Source organism: Paraburkholderia sp. BL9I2N2, assembly GCF_004339745.1.
Lineage (GTDB): Bacteria > Pseudomonadota > Gammaproteobacteria > Burkholderiales > Burkholderiaceae > Paraburkholderia.
In genome coordinates, this window is sequence record NZ_SMGP01000003.1 from 676,580 (window position 1) to 696,264 (window position 19,685).

The 19,685-nt window shown below is 61.5% G+C and carries 22 protein-coding genes, 1 tRNA gene and 5 pseudogenes; 14 read left to right on the forward strand and 14 right to left on the reverse strand.

All coding sequences use genetic code 11. The features are described from left to right. Positions 1–159 precede the first annotated feature (159 nt). Positions 160–413 (forward strand): annotated as a pseudogene (locus B0G74_RS33850) (H-NS family nucleoid-associated regulatory protein); the annotation flags it as partial. Between the two features lie 465 nt (positions 414–878). Here the strand turns inward: B0G74_RS33850 and B0G74_RS33855 are convergent. Beyond that, the gene (locus tag B0G74_RS33855) at positions 879–1,349 is read right to left on the reverse strand and encodes a PRC-barrel domain-containing protein (protein ID WP_132380496.1); all 471 of its coding nucleotides are present in this window, start codon (positions 1,347–1,349) and stop codon (positions 879–881) included. 464 nt (positions 1,350–1,813) lie between these two features. Between B0G74_RS33855 and B0G74_RS33860 the strand changes: the two genes are divergently transcribed. After that, a complete protein-coding gene (locus tag B0G74_RS33860; RefSeq protein ID WP_132380498.1) occupies positions 1,814–2,113 on the forward strand; it encodes a hypothetical protein in 300 nt (99 codons plus the stop codon). A 224-nt stretch (positions 2,114–2,337) separates the two neighbouring features. Here B0G74_RS33860 and B0G74_RS33865 read toward each other — a convergent pair whose 3' ends face one another. Together B0G74_RS33865 and B0G74_RS33870 are read right to left on the reverse strand one after the other, a co-directional pair. After that, positions 2,338–2,514 carry a DUF2934 domain-containing protein gene (locus tag B0G74_RS33865; RefSeq protein ID WP_132380500.1) on the reverse strand — a complete coding sequence of 59 codons (177 nt, stop codon included), beginning with the start codon at positions 2,512–2,514 and terminating at the stop codon, positions 2,338–2,340. Between the two features lie 216 nt (positions 2,515–2,730). Next, a complete protein-coding gene (locus B0G74_RS33870) occupies positions 2,731–3,450 on the reverse strand; it encodes a hypothetical protein (protein ID WP_132380501.1) in 720 nt (239 codons plus the stop codon). A gap of 104 nt (positions 3,451–3,554) precedes the next feature. Between B0G74_RS33870 and B0G74_RS33875 the strand changes: the two genes are divergently transcribed. Both B0G74_RS33875 and B0G74_RS33880 read left to right on the forward strand, forming a co-directional pair. Then, positions 3,555–3,755, forward strand: a complete 201-nt coding sequence (locus tag B0G74_RS33875; protein WP_132380503.1) for a hypothetical protein — start codon at positions 3,555–3,557, stop codon at positions 3,753–3,755. 6 nt (positions 3,756–3,761) lie between these two features. Then, positions 3,762–4,711: pseudogene (locus B0G74_RS33880) on the forward strand (tyrosine-type recombinase/integrase). 58 nt (positions 4,712–4,769) lie between these two features. Here the strand turns inward: B0G74_RS33880 and B0G74_RS33885 are convergent. From B0G74_RS33885 to B0G74_RS33905, 5 genes and pseudogenes are all read right to left on the reverse strand, one after another. Next, positions 4,770–5,053: pseudogene (locus tag B0G74_RS33885) on the reverse strand (hypothetical protein); the annotation flags it as partial. 80 nt (positions 5,054–5,133) lie between these two features. Next, positions 5,134–5,206, reverse strand: a tRNA-Lys gene (locus B0G74_RS33890). A gap of 43 nt (positions 5,207–5,249) precedes the next feature. Further along, positions 5,250–5,813: an Hsp20/alpha crystallin family protein gene (locus tag B0G74_RS33895; RefSeq protein ID WP_132380505.1), complete on the reverse strand. Its 564-nt coding sequence runs from the start codon at positions 5,811–5,813 to the stop codon at positions 5,250–5,252. Positions 5,814–6,254: 441 nt separating this feature from the next. Next, positions 6,255–6,662, reverse strand: a complete 408-nt coding sequence (locus tag B0G74_RS33900; protein WP_132380507.1) for an Hsp20/alpha crystallin family protein — start codon at positions 6,660–6,662, stop codon at positions 6,255–6,257. A 24-nt stretch (positions 6,663–6,686) separates the two neighbouring features. After that, positions 6,687–7,139, reverse strand: coding sequence for an Hsp20/alpha crystallin family protein (locus B0G74_RS33905; RefSeq protein ID WP_132380509.1), 453 nt, complete (start codon positions 7,137–7,139; stop codon positions 6,687–6,689). A gap of 243 nt (positions 7,140–7,382) precedes the next feature. Between B0G74_RS33905 and B0G74_RS33910 the strand changes: the two genes are divergently transcribed. Next, positions 7,383–7,766, forward strand: coding sequence for a hypothetical protein (locus tag B0G74_RS33910; RefSeq protein ID WP_132380511.1), 384 nt, complete (start codon positions 7,383–7,385; stop codon positions 7,764–7,766). A 126-nt stretch (positions 7,767–7,892) separates the two neighbouring features. Beyond that, entirely contained in the window at positions 7,893–8,270 is a 378-nt protein-coding gene (locus tag B0G74_RS33915; protein ID WP_347814526.1) for a hypothetical protein, read from the forward strand. Between the two features lie 90 nt (positions 8,271–8,360). Here the strand turns inward: B0G74_RS33915 and B0G74_RS33920 are convergent, their stop codons facing one another. Both B0G74_RS33920 and B0G74_RS33925 read right to left on the reverse strand, forming a co-directional pair. Next, the gene (locus B0G74_RS33920) at positions 8,361–9,425 is read right to left on the reverse strand and encodes a glycosyltransferase family 4 protein (RefSeq protein WP_132380514.1); all 1,065 of its coding nucleotides are present in this window, start codon (positions 9,423–9,425) and stop codon (positions 8,361–8,363) included. 68 nt (positions 9,426–9,493) lie between these two features. Next, positions 9,494–9,682, reverse strand: coding sequence for a CsbD family protein (locus tag B0G74_RS33925; protein ID WP_132380516.1), 189 nt, complete (start codon positions 9,680–9,682; stop codon positions 9,494–9,496). Between the two features lie 1,347 nt (positions 9,683–11,029). Between B0G74_RS33925 and B0G74_RS45960 the strand changes: the two genes are divergently transcribed. The 3 genes from B0G74_RS45960 (at position 11,030) to B0G74_RS33940 (ending at position 11,834) form a co-directional block, all read left to right on the forward strand. Next, positions 11,030–11,263: a hypothetical protein gene (locus B0G74_RS45960; protein ID WP_165923977.1), complete on the forward strand. Its 234-nt coding sequence runs from the start codon at positions 11,030–11,032 to the stop codon at positions 11,261–11,263. Positions 11,264–11,447: 184 nt separating this feature from the next. Then, positions 11,448–11,681, forward strand: a complete 234-nt coding sequence (locus B0G74_RS33935; RefSeq protein ID WP_132380520.1) for a DUF2934 domain-containing protein — start codon at positions 11,448–11,450, stop codon at positions 11,679–11,681. A 12-nt stretch (positions 11,682–11,693) separates the two neighbouring features. Then, positions 11,694–11,834 carry a hypothetical protein gene (locus B0G74_RS33940; protein WP_243658444.1) on the forward strand — a complete coding sequence of 47 codons (141 nt, stop codon included), beginning with the start codon at positions 11,694–11,696 and terminating at the stop codon, positions 11,832–11,834. Positions 11,835–12,132: 298 nt separating this feature from the next. Here the strand turns inward: B0G74_RS33940 and B0G74_RS33945 are convergent, their stop codons facing one another. Both B0G74_RS33945 and B0G74_RS45965 read right to left on the reverse strand, forming a co-directional pair. Continuing rightward, positions 12,133–12,642, reverse strand: a complete 510-nt coding sequence (locus B0G74_RS33945) for a hypothetical protein (protein WP_132380522.1) — start codon at positions 12,640–12,642, stop codon at positions 12,133–12,135. Positions 12,643–12,916: 274 nt separating this feature from the next. Continuing rightward, positions 12,917–13,186, reverse strand: a complete 270-nt coding sequence (locus tag B0G74_RS45965) for a hypothetical protein (protein ID WP_165923978.1) — start codon at positions 13,184–13,186, stop codon at positions 12,917–12,919. A 241-nt stretch (positions 13,187–13,427) separates the two neighbouring features. Between B0G74_RS45965 and B0G74_RS33955 the strand changes: the two genes are divergently transcribed. From B0G74_RS33955 to B0G74_RS33970, 4 genes and pseudogenes are all read left to right on the forward strand, one after another. Beyond that, positions 13,428–14,087, forward strand: coding sequence for a ParB/Srx family N-terminal domain-containing protein (locus tag B0G74_RS33955; protein WP_165923979.1), 660 nt, complete (start codon positions 13,428–13,430; stop codon positions 14,085–14,087). Beyond that, the gene (locus B0G74_RS33960; RefSeq protein WP_132380526.1) at positions 14,084–14,347 is read left to right on the forward strand and encodes a hypothetical protein; all 264 of its coding nucleotides are present in this window, start codon (positions 14,084–14,086) and stop codon (positions 14,345–14,347) included. Before B0G74_RS33955 ends, B0G74_RS33960 begins: the two co-directional genes overlap by 4 nt. Before the next feature lie 541 nt (positions 14,348–14,888). Further along, a pseudogene (locus B0G74_RS33965) lies at positions 14,889–15,743 on the forward strand (N-6 DNA methylase); the annotation flags it as partial. A gap of 264 nt (positions 15,744–16,007) precedes the next feature. Then, complete coding sequence (locus tag B0G74_RS33970; RefSeq protein WP_132380530.1) at positions 16,008–16,175, forward strand: DUF2934 domain-containing protein; 168 nt, start codon at positions 16,008–16,010, stop codon at positions 16,173–16,175. Positions 16,176–16,425: 250 nt separating this feature from the next. Here B0G74_RS33970 and B0G74_RS33975 read toward each other — a convergent pair. Beyond that, a pseudogene (locus B0G74_RS33975) lies at positions 16,426–17,043 on the reverse strand (substrate-binding domain-containing protein); the annotation flags it as partial. A gap of 441 nt (positions 17,044–17,484) precedes the next feature. Here B0G74_RS33975 and B0G74_RS33980 point away from each other — a divergent pair. Further along, on the forward strand, positions 17,485–18,276 hold the full coding sequence (locus B0G74_RS33980) for an IclR family transcriptional regulator (protein WP_132380532.1): 792 nt from the start codon (positions 17,485–17,487) through the stop codon (positions 18,274–18,276). 18 nt (positions 18,277–18,294) lie between these two features. On the opposite strand, the gene B0G74_RS33985 is transcribed toward B0G74_RS33980, so the two are convergent. Next, positions 18,295–19,629, reverse strand: coding sequence for an MFS transporter (locus tag B0G74_RS33985; protein ID WP_132380534.1), 1,335 nt, complete (start codon positions 19,627–19,629; stop codon positions 18,295–18,297). Positions 19,630–19,685: the final 56 nt, after the last annotated feature.

Below are 19,685 nucleotides of genomic sequence, written 5' to 3' on the forward strand. Positions count from 1 at the left end.
ATCACGTGCCCAAAATGCGACGGAGGGCGGTGGCAGCTCTGCACACGATGTTACGGTTCCGGGGAAGTCCATGATAGCGAGACCTCCGATATTTTCGACCCCGAAGGCAGAGATACCTAATTTCCTCAGGAGAGCAGGAGCGCTGGCAAGGGGCAGAGGAAAGGACCCCAGCCGGCGCTTTACCGTGACCCAAAGTCCGGCGCGACCTGGAGTGGGCGTGGTCCGGCGCCGGCCTGCTAGCCGGTGCAAAAGACCGGATGAAGTTCTTGATTGAAGGTATTAGCGGAGTTGCGGATTCCGCCGCCGCGAGCAAACCGAAAGCCGTCGCGACCAAACCCGCGACAAAAAAGATGGCCGCAGTGAAGAATGCTTCTCATCGGGCGCTTCTCACTGAGAGGGCGGCGCTGCCTTGATGCCTCGGCCGGATTCGCATCCTCTGCGGCACCGAGCGTCGGCCTGGACGAGGCATTCGCTTCGAGCATATCCGCGAGGTGAAGCAGCAACTCCCGCCTGTCGAATAGGTCGCCCGTCGCACCTATCCTCACACGTTGCGTACCTGAAAATGTTCCGTGTCGGCGCTCCACCTCGTTCCGGCGCACCTTATGCCGACGCGTCTTCGTCGACCAATGGGTCATCGTCCTCTGACTGCAAGACCGGAGCAGCGCTGTCGGGCACTGGCGGACCAGACGACTTCGACGTGCCTCCTGGTCGGTCATCTTTGTCATCATCGCGGCGCGTCTCATGTGTCTGTGCCCTTCGACGATTCATCATGGTTTCCTCCGTGAAGAAGTCAGCGGCCCGCTGTATTGGGTCCTGCCGGCGCGGCTATCCGGCAGGCGGCGGCCGCTTCAGTATGCCGCCTGTCGAGGACAGCACTGTTAAATGTCAGTCACGTCCCCATTGCTAGCAGAGCGGGTAGCAGACCAGTACGGGTCCCGGTTGTAGTACTGATGGACCGTGGCGCCCCATTGCGCATCCGCCATGGACGGCCAGTGGTCTTTGTCGAAACCGGGCTCGTTCTTGATTTGTTCGGCCGTTATGTCGACGAAGAAGCACTTTTCGTCGGTGTCCAGCGTCAACGCGCTCCACGGAATGGCGTGCAGCGTGCTGCCCATACCTAAAAAGCCGCCCTCTGCGAGAACAGCGTATGCGACGCGGCCGCTGCGCACGTCGAGCATGATGTCTGATATTTTTCCAATATGTTCTCCATCAGACGACATCACCTTGGTGCCATCCAGGGTTGAGGCGGCCATTACATCCGGCCCCGGCCCATCGCCGATTCCGCCGCCAACTATGTCCGCACCTGTGCCACCTGTCTGGGACTGCGTTTGGGGGTCAAGGATTGTCATGGCCTACTCCTGAAAAGGTGGATGCCTCTGGACGCGCAACGCGCATGCCACGACGCTGTTCGCGGCTCGCGTGCGGTGCTCGCGATGGCTGCCTGCTGGCTCGTGCCCCGACAGTCGAAGTCCACGGTTCAGCAGGGCTTAACCCGGCCAGCAGACTGATATGCCATCCGCCCGTCGCCTGTGGACAATCTCTTCTCGCAGCGCACTTCCGTTCCGTAGACGAGATGTCGTCCGCCTTGAAACAGCAGCGGAACCTCCTTTTGTGCGGCGGCGCGGCATCCGCGCGTCAGCGCGCGGGCCGTGCGATGTTCGCAATAGTTCCTGGGGGACGGCGAACGGCGAAGGCTGAAATCGAGGTACCTTTGCGAGGGCCAGCAGCGGCACGGGAATTGCGCGATTCAACGCAGCGAGGGCTGCGCCGACCCGGGTCGCAACCGGTCGCTTTGCACACGAGGGAGACCATCATGCGAGTTGCTACGAAAGGTTTAGTGTTATCGGCATTCGTTTTGAGTCTGTCTGGCATCGCCTATGCGCAGGGTGCGGGCACAACTGGTGGTGGGGGCGCTGGTGCGGGCCAGGGTGGCACTGGAATGGGAACGCCGAATGCAACCGGAACGACGGAGTCACCGTCTGGCGCATCCGGCGCAAACACGATGGGGAAGTCCGGCGACATGTCGCAAAAGCAGATGAAGCCCAATACGCAGAAGAAGGGTGGAATGGACGCACCTGCTTCCGAGGGTGGCGGCATGAAGAAGACCTACTGACGGCGGTGCTGCTGCAGAAGCGTCCCGCGTAAATTGCAAGGTCAAGGTCCGGAGCGTTATCCGGTAGCGTGACGCAACCGGATAGCATCCGGCACGTCGGGGTCGGCCCGTAGTGACCACGGAAGGGCGCGCCGCCGCTGCGCCGCCGAACGGCTCGTCGGCAAGAGTTATGACTCCGCCGGGCGGTCGACGGCGCGGCTCTTCTCTTCAGCGTCCGTTTTCCATCACTTGGGCACCCGGCTCTTTGCTTCAGTTCCGTTTTCGCCCGCAGTCTCTTCTTCGTCTATCTGGGCCTTGGCCTGCTCCCAATATTCGTCGGCGCGTCCCTCGACGCTACCGTCTTTTTCCCAGAGCTCATAGGCCCGCACGCGAATCTGTTCTTCCCGCGAAACGTTGTCCATTGCAATCTCTCCAGTAGATTATTCACGAACAGCTACGCATATTGTCGCCCGGCCTCCTGGACCACTCGCCAAGTTTTGGAGACGACCGGCCGCTCGCTGGTCTCGCGAACTTCGACACAATCTCCTTCAGGCCGGCGGGGGCGCCGGACGGTCGACCGGGCGACGCCCAACAGGAAGCATGTTCCTTGCGCACAACCGAACGCCAGCCGTCAGGCGTCAACGGGCAGGACTGTTGGTACGTGTGCCCCCACTTCCGCGTGCGGCGCGTACTGCGGCGTCGCTGGACGAGCCGCCTCCTTCCTCGTAAAGGGGTTGATGGCGAAAGCCGAGACTGCCGGACCCCAGAGCGATGATTGCGCCCACGACAAGCGCGGCGAACGAAAACCACGTCGCGCGAGCGACGGCACGGGCAGCGGTATCTGCCGCCTGGCGTGCGTTCTGCTCGGCTTGCGGGCTCGACGCTACCGATGCTGCGGACGCGACCACGCTCTGAACCTGTTGTCTGACCGAGTCGACCACCGGGTTGCCGCCGGGCGCCTGGCCCTGCGCGGCCCCCACAGTCGCGCCCGCCGTGGCGACGTTGCCGGCAACGCTGACAGCACCCCCGACGAGGGACGCCATGCCGTACACAACAAAAAGAATCATGACTGCCCACGCGAGCACGCCGTGCAGCCATCCGAGGACAGGTGCGCATCGACCAGCGAGATACGAACCGGTGAAGACCGCAACGACCGTCGTGACAATCATCCAGACGCCTGAGCCAAAACCGAATGCGCGCATCGGGTCGGGCTGCGATAGCGGAGACAGGAGTGTTGCGCCGATGGCTGTCCCGAGCACGCTGAGGACGAGATAGACAATGAGTGACAGGATTACGCCGGCGAAAATGGCACCCCATGACACGCGAGGCAGGCCGGTTTGAGTGGCAAGAATCTGCATGATGGCGTCTCCCAGGTTGAAGGCTGTTCAAACGCGGTCTCAACAACTAAGAAATCCGAAGCTTCGACCGCGCAATAGCCACGCAACAGGCGTTCCCGGGAGACTTGGACAGCACAAACGGCGTCACGGTCCGGCTCCCCGTAGGCGCACATCGTAAGTGGATTGCGCGACGGTTTTGGCGGCATCTGACCCTGCAGGCGGTGATCGATGCGAACGTCGATAACCTCGAGGAGGAAGCCGACGAGGCGATCGTTGAAGCGAAGGCCGAATTCAATGAAGCGGTCGGCAGCATTCTGGGCGTGTAGCAACGCATGAACCCGATCGTTCCGTCTGCACGGGCGGCGTCTGTGCCTGCGCTGGTCGATGCAGCGGGTGAACGGGCCGGTATCCGCTTTCAGGAGTTCTTCGCGTCGGCAATCCGCAATCCGCGCCGCGCATATGCGCGTGCGGCCGCGGACTTCCTCGCCTGGTGTGCCGGTGCCGGCGTGACGTCGATCACCGCGGTGCAGCCGCTGCATGTCGCGAGCTGGATCGAACTGCAGCCGCAGACGTTATCGGCGCCGACCGTCAAGCAGCGGCTGGCGGCAATCCGCCACCTGTTCGACTGGCTCGTGATCGGCCAGATCATCCCGCACAACCCGGCCGCTTCGGTGCGCGGACCTTCCCACACCACGAAAAAAGGCAGGGCGCCGGTGCTCGATGCCACCGAGGCGCGGCAGCTGCTCGACAGCATCGATGTCAGCACGCCGATCGGCCTGCGCCACCGCGCGCTGATTGCGCTAGTGTTTTCGTTCGCGCGGGTCGGCGCGGCGCTGGCAATGCGCGTCGACGACGTCTACGTGCAGCAGCGGCGCCTGGGGGTGCGTTTGCGTGAGAAAGGTGGCAGGCAGCACGAGATGCCCTGTCATCACACGCTCGAGGCGTACCTGCATGCGCACCTCGACGGCACCGGCATCGCCAGTGACTCGAAAGGGCCGCTGTGCCGCACGAACCGGCGCGGCACCGGGCAGCTGAACGCCACGCCGCTGCCGCAGGCGAACGCGTATGCGTGGTGCGGCGGCGCGCGATCGCCGCTGGCATCGGTATGGCGATCGGTAATCACACGTTCCGTGCGACCGGCATCGCCGCTTACCTGAAGAGCGGTGGCACGCTGCAAAATGCCGCGGCGATGGCAAATCATGCGTCGACGCGTACCACGCAGCTCTATGACCGGCGTCGGGAGGACATCAGCCTGGACGAGGTGGAGCGGATTCGGCTGTAATATTGCAGCGCGGTTTATCGGCCAATGGTTAACGCCGTGGCTCGACCGGCGTGGCGGTGACGTTGATCTGATCCGGCAGCAGGGCCGGCACGGCCGCGATCACCGCGTCAAGCTGCGGCGCGCAAACCTTGCGTTCTTTCATCGTGGTGCCGACCAGCACGTCGTACATCTTCTCGTCCGGGCAGACGACCTTGATCAGTCGCGCACGCGCGCTCATGTTATTGTCGATCGCAATGCGGACGATTTCCACCACGGTGCGCATCCTTTCCTCGAAAAGCCCTTTGTCGAGCGCAGCCGCAAGCGGTGCCGGCCCAGAGTGAGCCAGTCAGTATCGAATACCATGATGTCGTCCGTTCAGAGTCGCGCTGCGTCGGAATGATATCGTGGGTGTAATGGTGGATGCAGTCTTTGATGCCGGCTTGTGGGTCGTACTGGATTCGAACCAGTGACCAACGGATTAAAAGTCCGCTGCTCTACGTCCTGAGCTAACGACCCGAGCGACTCCCATTCATTTGCCTCGCGAGCGTTACCCCCGATGCTAGCCAATATCGATCGTGCGGCTCGCGGATCGCGGCGGTTCCTGTTTCGGCACGGTCAACGTAAGCACGCCCTTGTCAAACTTTGCGAGAGCGTGGTCGGGATCAGCATTTTCCGGCATCGGGATCGTGCGCGTGAAGGCCCCATATGCGCGCTCAAGCCGATAGCAGCCATCCTCCTCGCTGTGCACATCCTGCTTTTTCTCGCCGCGCAATACCAACGCGCCGTCCTCGACGCTAACCGTCAGATCCTCCCGCTCCATGCCTGGCAGTTCGACGGTCACGCGCAGTATCTTCCCCTCGTCCACGACGTCGATGCGCGGCTGGAAACGCGATGAACTGAAGTCGCCAAACCATCGTTCGCGCGCGCCGCGCGCTGCGAACGGATCGTGAAAGAAATCCTCCATCGCACGCCACGGATCACGGGAGAAAAGACGCGGAATGTCAGGCCACGGAACACGTGACGATTCGCTGTCAGGCCCGCTTTGCGCGCTGTCCGTGTCCTGCTTGCCTGCTGAGCCGCGGAGAAATCTGAAAGGGTTCCACTTTTTCAGGTCGGGGTTCATCGTATGCTCCTCGATGATCTGACAGGAGAGCTTAATGTCCGTCATTAGGCTCTCACCGCAACGTTTCTGCTCAACGTTTCTGCTGCGTTCCCGGACTCGCCCGGGCGGCCGCCGTTGCCGGGCTTCAGCGCTCGCGGACACACCGTTTGCAGGGCTGCGGCGGCACGTCGCGCTGCGTCTACCGCCCGGGTGTGACGCGGCAGATGCCAGTCGGCGAGCAGACGGGCATCGCGCCCGCTCGTGACCAAGCCGATATATCCACCATCAGCGAAGGCCGGGCCGCTTGCGAACTGACGCACCGGCACGGCGCATCTTCTGCTCGTTTATCTGCATCACCCTTCCTCCATGACGTTCTGTTTCCACACCTCCACGAACCGGGCGGTGGCGACCTCGCAGCCGCCACCGGTTTTTCTCCTGTCATCGTTGCCGGTCTTTGCGGGCTCAGTTCGTCTGCACCTCGATCCGGCGCGGGCGTGCTTCGTCGCGACGCGGAATTGTCAGCTTCAGCACGCCGTCCTGCAGATTCGCATCGATCTTCGATGTGTCGAAATCCGGGCTCAGCGAGAACGCGCGCGCGAAATGCGGTTCACGGATCTCGGCGTGCTGCAGCCGCAGACCGGCGGGTGTGGGCACGACCGCTTCGGCCTCGATATAAAGATTGCCGTCGTGCACCTTCACGTCGAGTTTGTCCTTCGTGACGCCTGGCAGGTCAGCCCACAGCGTGATGCCCTGGCTGTCCTCGAACACGTCCACCGCCGGTGTGAGCGTCCTCCGACGTGCTGACTGGTCGCCCTCGCGTGGTGCTACTGTTTTCTGGTCGCGTTCAGCAACCTGTGTCCTGTCGTTCATGGCCTGCTCCTCGAATAACTGGCATTACTGCACGGTGATGGCCCGCGGCTTGGACGCTTCGCGCTTGCCGACGGTGATCGACAGGCAGCCGTTGGTGTAGCGGGCCTGCACCCTGTCGGGGTCAGCGTTCTGCGGCAACTCGATCACGCGTCGGAAAATGCCGGTGAAGCGCTCCTGCGCATAGGTGCGGGTGTCGTCGCGGGTGTCGTCATCGGTCCCGGCCCGGGCAGGCTTGCGCTCACCGCTGATCGTCAGCAGGCCCTTGTCGATCGACACGTCGAGGTCGGCCAGCGTGAGGCCCGGCGCGAACGCGACGATTTCGATCGAGTCGTCGGTCGTACCGATGTTCACCTGCGGAAAGGCCCCGAAGCGGCCCGAGCGGATGCTGGACGGAAAGCCGCCGAACAGGCTGTCCATCTGCCGTTGCAGACGGTCAAACTCACTGAACAGGTCGGTTCCGGAAAAGAGATCACTCATCGTATCCTCCTTCGATGCAGCGAGGAGGCGAACGGGCCTACGCGCTCCAGTCCGCCTGCCAGGCCGCTGGCAAACAAATCGAAACACGCAGCGCACCGGATGTGACCGGCGCGTCTGCCTGAGCGAAATCAAAGATAGAACCTACGGTGAATATTTCAAGAGGAGGTGGTGAAATTCCGCTCTTGAAAATCGCCTGCCACATCCTATTATCGCGGTGCATTGCAACGACAAGAGGAGGACAACATGGAATTCGCTTCGGACTGGCTCACGCTTGGCAGGCACCGCGTCCGGCTGCGCTCGACCAGAGGCTTTCCGACGGAATTGATGCGTAGCGCGGCGGAGGTCGTGCGCCTCGCGATCGACAACAACATGAGCGCCCGCGCGCGGCTGGTCGAGATCGTCTTCCAGCACGAACAGACCTACGACATCGCGGTGGGCACGACGCTCGCCGAGGACCGCGTTTGTGCGCCGCAACTGGAAGCGGCGATCGCGGTGGTGCTCGGCCTGCTGCCGCAACAGGTAAATATCACGGTCACAACCGTGAGCCAGGACGAAGTTGACCTGCATTTCGGGGTGTATGAACGCATGCTCGCCGAGAAGCTCGGCGTGGTGCCACCGATCCAGTGATCGTCGGTGACCGCTTCTATCCGGAGTGAGTGCACAGTGACGGGCAACCCGAAGGCCCCCTGGTGCGCGTTCGGAGCGGCCCGGATCACCGGCCGGGGGGCGGCAGAACGAACAGGGAGCCTCATGATGAAAAACATGTCAGGCGCACGGCTCGCGGCAGCCGTGTTGATTGCGGGTTCATGTCCTGCCATGGCGGTACCCGCCGGGCCGTCCCTGAAAACGTTGCCTCTGCAGCAGGACATCTGGATCGGCGGCACGATACAGCAAGGCAACGGGCAATACGCGCCGGGTGACTACACGACCCTGCTGCTGGACCGCCCGGCGGCCTCGCCCTGCGACGACAAGGTCGTGACCGACATCCTGCTCGGCAACTTCGGAGCAACGGACCCGAAACTCCTGCGAACTTATCTGGGACAGCATGTCGCCGTCAGGGGACGCGTCATCTGTCCGGATTCCGGAATCCGGTTTACACCGACGCCGGACTTCGTGTTTCCGGTCTACTGACTGACTGACTGACTGACTGACTGACGGCAGGCACGGGACGGCCAGACCGCACATCAGGTAGGGGATGCGACCAGGTATTCCGCAGCCCGGTCACCCCGCGACGACCTGACGTAGTGTTGGGGGAGCTGCTGTCCGCGCAAGCGAGGCATAGAGGTCAATGTAGTGCTGCGCCATGGTCATCGAGGTAAAGCGGCGCAGGAAGGCCGCACGAATTTCCGTGCGGGAAAGCGCGTCGAGCCGTGTCACGGCGTCGACGGCTCCTGGCACATCATCGACAATGTAGCCCGTCACCCCATGGGTAATCACCTCCGGCACCGAGCCCCGGTTGAACGCGATGACGGGGGTGCCACAGGCCATTGCCTCGATCATCACCAGGCCAAACGGCTCGGACCAGTCGATCGGGAACAGGAGCGCCCGGGCGCCCGAGAGAAACCCGGCTTTCTGCGCGTCATTAATCTCGCCGATGAATTCGACATGCGGGCGCGCCAGTAGCGGCTGGATCACGGTTGCAAAGTAGGCTTCATCGGCCCTGTCCACCTTCGCGGCAATCTTCAGGGGCAGCCCGGCGCGCGCGGCGATCTCGATGGCGAGGTCGACACGCTTTTCAGCACAGATCCGGCCGAGGAAAGCCAGATATGCAGGCTGCGTTGGCACTTGCGGCGTCAGCAGATTTTCCGGCAGGCCGTGATAGATCGTGTCAAGCCAGTTCGCGTCCGGCAACGGCATCCGCTGCGAATTGGAAATCGAAACGACGGGGGCCTGCGGGAACATGTCGAACACCGGTTGCAGTTCCGGCAGATCGAGCCGACCGTGCAGGGTGGTCACGAACGGCACGCCGAGGAGTGAAAACGTGGGAAACGGCAGATAACTCAGATGGAAGTGCAGGACGTCAAACGTATGGGCCACGCGCCGGACCTTCTCGAGCAACACCAGGTGCGGGGCGAACGGGTCGCCAATTCCCGGGTCGAGCCGCAGCGAGTGCGGCCATGCCGGCTCGAGGCGCGCGCGGGTCTGCGAATCCCCGCTTGCGAACAGCGTCACATCGTGTCCGAGGCGGACGAGCGCCTCGGTGAGATAGGACACGACGCGCTCCGTACCGCCATAGAGCTTTGGCGGAACCGCTTCGTGCAACGGTGCGATCTGCGCGATACGCATCAGGCTTCTCCATTCAGGTGCTTCGCGCAGACCATCTGCTAAAGGAGGAAGCGCGACGCAACGCTGCTTCAGACGGGCTTTCTGGTCGTGTCCTTGACGGCTTCCTTGACGTCGCCTGCCTTCTTCCGTGTCTCGCCCGCCGCCTGCTGGGCATCGCCCTTGACTTCCTGCTTCCGGTCGCCCGTTGCGCGGCCCACGGTCTCACTCACCTTGCCTTTGACCTTCTCCGCCACACCCTTTACCTGATCCTTGTTCATGGCCGGCCTCCGATGCAAAACTGATTCGTCGATGGATTTTGCCGCCCGTTTCCGGGGAGGCTCGGGATGCGGCAGGCGTTGCCTCGTGAGTTCAAGTGCCTCGGCCCCATTTGCAGCGCACCGCACGTCATGTCCTTCCCCACTCAGTCTGAGACGCCGCCCGCGAGGAGGTCAGGCTCACCATCCACGAGCAGGATTCAGTACATCCCGGACCACCTTCGGTTTATGCTTTGTGTCCAGCTCGTACGACCGACGAGCAAAACGTGTTCCCGGCGGGAGCCCTTGACGGGAGGCGTGACGCCTTGCCTCCGTTTCGGACGAACAGGAATTTTCCACCATTACGTCTGCGCCATCGGACGCTTTCGGTGCTGGTCTCGACCATCTGCCTGGCGTGGAGCGAAAGCTACGCTGCGTCATCATGTGCTCCGAAGTCGCCGGCCGGCGGTGCCACGCCGCATTGGCGCCGACCAGCTCTCGATATACCGGATCACACGGCAATTCCCGGCATAACTTCATGCCGCTATCGCTGTGAGAACCACGCTTCGCAATCCAACTTTGGCAGGCAACGCCGGCGACGTCGGGGGCCTTTGTGAGGTAGCGATATCGATCGGGCCCGTACAATAGTGAGGCAGAACTAGACGGCACTGGACGCGATGTGGACAGGTGAGGCGCGATGAAGCTTGCGGACGATGACATGTCCCTGCGAATCCAGTCCATGAACCTGAAATAGGGTCCTTTGCAAGGCCCAGGCCGACGGTGGCTATCTTCATGATGGCCACTCTGTGCCATGGAAGTCACGACCTTTCACTTTGGAAAAAACCGAACCCGAAGCTCGGGAATCGTCCGTCACATCAGAGCCGTCATTGTCGCCCGCCGGAACGACAACGTCCGCTCGCAGGAAATACCGGGCGACTGTTCCGGTCTACACAGGATAAAGTCCACACAGACGTGCGAAGCCCGGAATTCCGGACATCACTTCGTCGAGGCCCCAGTCACATTTGCAAGCGCATCATGGATGCATCTTGCTGCCACGATTCTGTCGTCACCCGTCGGATGGCAAAGAACTTTCTCGAAATTTCGAGAAATCGACGTGCAGGGTCCCGGCGCGGAAAAAAAAGCGGGACATGTCACCCTCGTGCGCCAGCGCCGTCAGTTGCAGGAGCGTGCGCGCCGGATCACGGTTTCAACCAGCTCACTCATTTCCCGGAGCCCATGAACCATTCGTCGCCTTGCGCTGGGTCGACCTGTTCGCTCTCGCGGTACAACGCAATAACAAACGACGGCCGGGAACGTTCGCGCGAGGTGCTTAACGATTCGATTTCAGGGACCGCCTCGCGATTCCTCGACATGTTCGCCGTCACCACGACCCGCGGGCGCGCAGACTTCGCCGCTCTGAGCGCTTCTGCCGGATCGACCGTGCCGATCACTGTCATGCCGCGCGACGTCAGCATGGACGCGAGCCGCGAGAGCGTCTTCGGCTCGCTGTCGATCAGCAGTACGTCGACCCGCGTTTCTGCCGGGCGGAGCGATCCGCCCGCGGGCGTAAGCGGCCTTGACCGGTGGTTCGGCGACTTCAGTTGATCGCGATTCCGGCCCCGGATTGATGTCGCCGCGGGAACGGATGGTGCCGCCTTCGTGCCGCGCAACCCATGCTAGGTCATCTTCAACCGTCGCCGAGGGAAGGTCCGGTCTTTGCGGGGACGGCTTATGTCCCGGAGTGGTGACGAGTCTGCTAAATCTACCTAAAAAGCTTGCGAGGATGGACATGGATACGCAAATGACGGAAGAGGAACTTCGTTCGCTAGCCTACCGATTGTGGGAGGAGGGTGGATGCCCCGACGGTCGCGCAGACGAATTTTGGGAACAGGCGCGGCTGCAACTCTGCCCGGATGGCAGTCCCACGCAAGCTGACAGAGCGAACGACTCCGATGAATTTGTCGACGCTCCGGAAGTGGTGCCGAGCGAACGGACAGCGATTGTCAAGCCCGGAAGCGTCTGAGGCGAATCGACCATGGCCAGCCCTGCCAGTGCGAAGCTCGGCATGCGGGCCCGGGAACTGAAAGGCGATGTCCAGCAAGGCGCGGGACAAGCCAGGAAAGACGCCGGTGACGCCAAGGAATCGTCGAAGGACCATCCGACGCGTCACCATTAGGCGCATGCCTCGTTGCGCTGGGTCGATGCATTGACCCAGCGTCAAACGCTTGTCTAAACTGCCCACATCCCGAAGTGGGCCGCCGGTACGGGCGATGAATGCGTGCCTCACTGCGCCTCTGGTTACCGGTACCGATAGCGCGAGGTAGCAGATTGAAACGGCGCGTTGCCATCATGTCGCCTGCTCGACCGGGACCGCCTGTCAACCCAGACAGACTTCGACGCTGACGATGCTGTCGCCGAGGCCGGGCCGGGGCGCGTTTGGGACCTGAATCCGGATGAATGCCACGACTCGAAGGTCAGGTCGTCGTCTTGGGTTGGGGCCAGGGCCAACCCTTCCCCTCGCCGGGCGCATTCCGTTTCGGGGGCGGCGCGACCCCGACAGGACTCCCTTCTTCTGCGGCGTGCGGCAATGGCTCGGCCCACGCGTCCCTCCGCATCTCGGGAAGCCCGGTCCCAAACCACTTCACCTTCTTTTGGATGTGAGCGACATAGGCCTTCCAGCCATCAGGGTTGCCGTCAAAGAGGTCGTGCTGAACGGTTGACGCCAGCGCATTGCGGTTGAGCTCAGTATCGAGCAACTCCTTTGGCCAGAGGAAGAACGCGCTCGCGACGCGTGCGCTGAACTCGCCCACGGTCATCTTCCGGGCAAGTGCCCGGAGGAACTCAAAGTCCTGTAACAAATCCTGTTCCTTCGCAAGCTGCACCACCAGCGCGTCCGGCCAACCTGTCCTCGCCAGACAGCTCAAGGCTTCGAGCATATCCCCGAGGTGAAGGAGCAGTTCCCGTCTGTCATATCGGTCGTCCATTGCAACTGTCTCCCTCGTTCCGTGCGTGGCTGGAAACGCTCTGGTTCGGCGCACCGCCTTGTCCCAGCGCCTGTTACCTGACGCTGCCCTGAAACCGGATGCCGTGCACCGAGCAACCCCCATGCCCTGGCGGAAACCGGCATCCGCGCGCGGCGTCTGCAGTCAGTTCAGCGACGCGTGCCGGCTCGTGCGATGCAGCAGGAGTTGAGGTCTGGCGATGCCGCGCGCTCGCCGGGTTGTGAAGCCCGGAACCGCCCTTGCTAAATGGCTGTTCTCAATATTTCAAAGTAGCGACGATGGCGGGCAACAATTCATACAGGCCGGGCGAAATGGTGGAAGTGTCCCGCATCTGCTCGTCGCACATGTTGACTGGAAGGACACTTTCGAAGTCGCAGGCGTCGAGGCAGTACGCTTTCCCCCAACTGGCAGTGGCAACGGCGCGCACTTCGAACTGAAATACGCCGCTACTGATTCGCACAAGCGTCGCAAGTTGCACGGCACGGAAGCTCAAAACCGACCGCGCCGTGCTGAACAGCAGCAGCATGTTCGACGGCTTCGGCGACCAGAGGATTCGCCTAGGTCTCGAAGTTTGCTTCTGCCAGCGCTTCGCGGTCGAACGTAGGATTTGGACTGTCCATCATTACGGTCGCTCCCTTGTTGCGGATATGTCCATTGCGGCAAGGACCGTACCTTTACTGACAGGGGTTCGCCACTCTCGGGCTCGAGGCTTGCTGCGAGATTTCGGGAAGGCACCGTGCATGCATCATCGGTCCGCGGAGGCACACATGACAGACAAATCGCAGTCGGTAGGCGGCGTGACAACTGGGGGCAATTTACCGCAGCGCTGGGTCCAGTGGGGCGTGCTGCGACCGACGCAGGGCGCAATCGGCTATGTTCAGGTACAAGCCAAGAAGGCGAGCTACCGCGAACTCAAACCCGAGAACAGGCGCTCGTTCGCTGAAGAGCAGGCCATCGTGGCAGTCCTCGGGCCTTCAGGGACGCTTCATGTAGTCGACCATCATCATTGGGCGCGTGCATGGTTTGACATGGGCTTGCCGGAAGCGCCCGTGCGCATCAGGGAAGACTTCAGCGGGCTCACTGCCGAGCAATTTGTGAAGACCATGTCGGAGCGGGGCTGGTTGCATCCCTTCGATGAGCAGGGACGGAAGTTTCCAGTGTCTGACCTGCCTCAATCTATTGAGTCGATACCGGACGACGTTTTCCAGAGCCTGGCTGCTTTCGTACGCACGGCGGGCGTCTTCGAAAATCCTGGCGAATTCAACGCGAAGTTCGCTTGGGCGGAATTTCTCAGGAAGCGGGTTGCCGTGCGCCGCTCGACCGTCGACGGCTTTGCACTCATGCTAGCGGACGCTTTCGCGGCCTGCCGGTTGCCCGAGGCGAAGGGGCTGCCGGGCTATATTTCTAATAGGAGGTCCACACCATGACGAGGCGGTACAGACTTGAGGTCCTCGCCGAGGACGAAGGCCTGGTAGACCGATCCAGCACCGCGAGCTTTACGCTTGCGTCTCGCACCAGCGAGAACGGAGTGGCGGTCAGCGTGCTCGAGACGCTGGATGAGGCGCTCGCCGCACAGTGGACGCAGATACTCGACGATAACGATCGTGCGTATGTCTCGCGCGTGCTGGAAGGTGACGACGTCATATCCGACCAGAGCGTACGAAGCCCGAGCTGGAGCGCAAGGTAGTCGAGCATCGGCGACGACTCCGAATGAGAGCAACGCGTGCGCCAAGCCAGTGATGCCGCGAGCGAGTCGTTACGTGTACCGTTCACCGTCTAACAGTGCGAGGGTCTCCATGTCCGACTTGCAACGATGTTAACGTTGGTCGCCTGTCTGTGGTCAAGTTGGAGCGCATCCGATGAGCCGGATTTGCTATCTTTTGCGGCCCTAACGGACGAGCCGCCGCCGGAGTTCACAGCAGCGGGCTAGGACAGATACTCGCGCCGGCTTTTTCACGCCGAAAAGGTCACCCTTCCGAGGCAGGCATCATAAGGACGTAGAAGCGTTTTTAACCCTTGGCTTGACCGACCCGCTTACCCGTCCTGCTGATGACTTCCAACCAACGCTGCCTGAGGCGAGCCTTGCGCCTGCTCGCATTGCATTCGATTGCCACGCGATATGGCCGCGGCGCTTGATGTAACTGAATGGCTGGACGCGCACGGGCGCCCTGAGCCCGCTCATGGGCGTACGGTGCTGAGGCTGGCCCAACGAAGAACGGGAGGAAGCAATGGCAACAGAGCACGTTTTCGTCCTCATGCTTGAGAATCGCTCGTACGACAGTATCTTCGGCCTGTCGGCTTTTGCTGGCCATCTACCGGGCGGTGGCGCCGCGACGGCCAATGGTTTGCCGGCGCAACCGATTGTCAACTTTGGCCGGACCGGTACGCGTTATCAGTTGGGCAGACGCTCGCCGTATGCGCTCGGCTTTGACCCGGGCCATGAATTTACGGACACTTGCGTCCAGTTGTGCGGCTTGCCCTCCGCAAGCGCGGATATGGTTAGAAGCGATTCGCTTGTCCTGGGCTCAACAGGCTACCCGCCCTTGGCTGTAGACCCGTCTACCACCGGGTTCGCCGCGACATACGAGGACCACGCTGACGTCGTCGCGGATGCGTTCAGTGCGTTCACTCCCGACCAGTTGCCGGTACTTAACTTCCTCGCCAGGCAGTTCGGCGTATGTGACAGCTGGTTCGCGTCAGTACCCGGTCCAACCTGGCCAAACCGGTTTTTTGCAGTCGCCGGCACGTCCGATTGCTTTGGCGAGGACGCCAGCCACGCGCGCGATGTGCTCGGGCAGGTGTACGAATACTTCCTCGGACTGTTCGCCAGTGCCGAAGCAAGAAGGGTGGGCAGTTCTACACGCCAGCCTCCATCGTCAAGACGCTGGTCGCGATGTTGGCGCCCCACCACGGCAAAGTCTACGACCCCTGCTGTGGCTCCGGTGGAATGTTCGTGCAGTCTGAAAAATTCATCGAAGCCCACGGCGGCAGGCTGGGTGACATCCGTCTACGGGCAGGAGTCCAATCCCACCACCTGGCGGTTGGCGGCGATGAACCTCGCCATCCGGGGTATCGACTACAACCCCACCGGTGTTATGCCCGAATTGGGGACAAATTTCGATCGGAAGAAAACCCATTGAGAGAGCGGATGCCATCTTTACCTGAGCCGCACGAGGCTGCGATCTTGGGGCAGGCTGCCTCGGAGCGGCCGTTCGCGATGCAGCCGAACGTCTCAAATTGGCCAGTTCCTGCCCGCACCGGGAAGTCGGTGGTCGTGCACATTGTTTTCTCGTGCAACAGGAGGTCAGCTAAATACGGGCAGACCAGCTTTTTTAACGGAGGTCAAAATGGACGTACCAGTCACCGAAGAGCAGATTCGGACTCTCGCTTTTTACCTCTGGGAGAAGGACGGCAGCCCGGCGGGGCGGTCGGAAGAGTACTGGGACAGGGCACGCCGGCATCTGGAGGGCGAGAACGATTCGCCCGCCGCATCCGAGGGAGACGTTGCGATGTAGCTGTTTTCGGCGGCGACGTCGCGATGCGGGCCGCTTTGGAAGAGGATACCGGTGGCAAATCCTGCCACTGCAGTGGGTTCTGTCAGACGCACGGTTTGCCTGATGTGGTTCCGCTGTTGCAATGAAACACACTGGCCTTGTCGCTGTACAGCGCAACCGGCTTGCCATGCTGTTCAAGGTACGCGCGCATCGCCTCGAAGTAACTGAAGATCGACTCGGTTGCCGTAAAGTGCAGTGCCATCACCTTCTGGACTTCTTGCGGGAGCGAGCCAACGTACTGGATCCCCTGAATGGCGCGAAGTTCACTGATCTGTTGCAATCCAAATTCGGCGTCGCCGCGCTCAATGGCCGTTCCGACCAGTTCCTTGCCTTTGATCTGAACACTCCTGGCTTTCATTTGATCTGCGATGCCGAGCTTGGGGAACAATGTCTCAGTAATATAAATGCCGCTAGCTCCTTCCGAGAAAGCTACTGATTTCGCTGCGAGCAATGCATTACGTAGTGTTTCCACAGTACTGACATCCGGCTTCGGCATGCCAACCTGGACCGCGACGCTAATTCGGGACGCAACGAGATCTGTGCGAGTGTCCGGGAGAAACTTATCCTGTCTGATCTGTTCGTCTAGCGCAGGGCGGATCATGAAGCAGACGTCCATCTTTTCGCCATTCTTGATGCGCGTGGGCAACGCGTCAGCGGACGCACCGTATGAAGGCCCCCACGATATGACGAGGTGATTCCCGGTCTGCCGTTCAAACCCTGGTCCGAGCTCCCTAAAAGCTGCTGGCAGCGCTCCGGTTGCCAGGACATGAACGTCAGCGGCATGAACCGCAGTTGACAATAGTGACGCGTTCCAGAGTGCGGCAGACACGGTCGCGCGTCGGCGCTTTGCATTGTTGATGACTATCGGATTGTCCTTTTTAGTGAAGCGACGGTTTGTTCAGGTATCGAATCTCGCCGCATGTACTGACATGCGGTGGCTACAGGGAAGATGTGGCCGGCAGGAAGCGCAAAATTGCGCATGCTCCAGCAATTGGCGCGACCGGTTTGGAACCCGGCCGGACCGAAGATGCGCAAAACCATCCAGCTCCTGGAAGGGAAGCACGCAACTGCACAGAGAGTCTGCGAATATCCACACGAAATCCAGGAGGGGTACCATCTGCTGCGTCGATAAAACGTCGCCCCCTACAGGTTGCCGTTCCGGACGCCAATCGCGAGATGATCCGCGGACCAAGGCCGCGGCGCTACGATGCGGTCTGATTCGGCATCGATAATCGACCTTTCCACGTTAAGCACGGCAAACCCACTGTCTATGGCGAACCGCACAAATCAACAACCGGAATCGAACGCTACGCCATCGAATCGATCGCTCGAACGCGGGCTCGAACTGCTGCGCGCGTTCGGCCCCGGTGCGACACTTCTCGGCAACGGAGAACTCGCGGAGCGCACCGGCTTGCCGAAAGCAACGGTGAGCCGCCTTACGCGAACGCTCGTCGAGGCGGGTTATCTCGAGCACGATGCGGCACGCAGGGCGTACAGACTGGGCCTGCCCGTGCTCAGTCTGGCGCAGGCATTGCGCAGCGGATCCACAGTACTCAATGCTGCAGGACCGCTAATCCGCGATATTGCCCAGGCAAAGCACATCAATGTCGGAATCGCGGGCGCCGACCGGGAAGAGATGGTCTACCTTGAGTCCATTCGTTATAACCAGCGAGCCTCATTACGCACGATCGTTTCGGGACAACGCGTGCCGATGGAACTGACGTCGCTCGGGCGCGCGTATCTCGCAGCACTGCCGCTGGCGGAATTCACCGCCCTGATGGACGCGTTCAAGCGGCGCAAACGGAGCGGCTGGGAGCGTCTTGCGCTGGAAATCACTGAAGCTGTAGACGATGTGCGCCGAAGCGGCTTCTGCGTTGCAAGCTGGCAGCCGGAAGTGATTGCACTCGCGACGCCCCTCGCCATTCCCGGACATCGTTTGCTGGTCCTGAACTTTAGCGTCCGCACGGCGGCGTCAAACGACAGCGTTGTAAGCGAACTCGCGGCACCCCTGCTGCGTCTGCGCGACGAGATTACAGCCGCATGCGCCCGCCTGGAAGGCTGAAGACTGCAAGCCTCTCTTTCATTCCCGGCGTTCACTGATCGCGCGCGCTGGAATACCCAGCACCACTGCAAGACCGCCGAGAATGGAGACGAACGCAACCGCATAGAGTCCCACGGCGCTGCTGCCGAAGTGCGTCGATGCATAGCCGATGACCGAAGGTGCCGAAATCCCGCCAAACTGGCCGAGGCTGCTAATGAGGCCGATGCCGCTTGCTGCGGCGGTGCTCGACAGGTACGCGGGTGGGATCGTCCAGAACAGCGACAGCATGCCAAGATAACCAGCCGTCGCGATGCAAAGCAGTGCTACCAGAATGCCTGCGTGATTCGCCGCCGCCGGCAGAAGCGCGACGCCCAGTGCGGCCATCAATGCGCTTGCCATGAAATGCCACCGCCTCTCCAGCATACGATCCGAGTTCCGGCCGAGCAGATACATCGCGACTGCGCCGACCACATACGGAATCGCGGAAAGAAGCCCAATGTGCCAGTAGTTCGATACGCCGCTTTTCTGGATCACGCTCGGTGCCCAGATGTGCACGACGATGCTCGCCCACGGCACGCTGAAATAGGCGAACGTCAGGAAATAGAACTTGGGCTCCTTCAATGCGGCCCAGATCGAACCATGAGCGCGTGCGGCCTTCGTTTGCGCGTCCCGGTTAAGCTCCGCAAGCAGGAGGGCCTTCTCGTCGTCCGAGAGCCAGGTCGCCTGCTCGGGGCGGTCCGTTAGATAGACATAGGCAAAGACACCGGCGATCACTGACGGAAATCCTTCGAGAAGGAAGAGCCATTGCCAGCCGTTGTAGCCAAGTAAGCCCGACATGCTATTGAGAATCCATCCCGACACGGGCCCACTGAGAATGCCGGATACGCAGATCGCCGTCATGAAGATTGACGTGACTCGGGCGCGCCGCGCGGCCGGAAACCAGTAGGTGAAATAGAGAATCACGCCCGGGAAGAATCCTGCTTCCGCTGCGCCCAGCAATACGCGTGCGATGTAGAACTGCGTCGGCGTCTGCACGAATGCGGTGCCCGCCGAAACGATGCCCCATAGCGCCATGATCCGCATGAGCGTTTTTCTCACGCCGACTCGCGCGAGCCACAGGTTACTCGGCACCTCGAACAGCATGTAACCCACGTAGAAGAGTCCCACGCCGAGACCGAATGCGGCGTCAGAAAGACCAATGTCACGCGAGAACTGCAGGTGCGCAAAGCCGATATTGGCGCGATCCAGATACGCGAAGACGTAACAAATAAAGAGGAACGGCAGCAGCCGCCAGGTGACTTTCCGGTAGACGGCCTCTGTTCGTGGTTGCGCAACGGCGCTGACGTCGATTGGATTGGAACGGGCTGCGTGCATCATGTCTCCAGGCTTGTATTGGGCCGCAGGATCGTCGTGGCAAGTGTCCTGCGTTG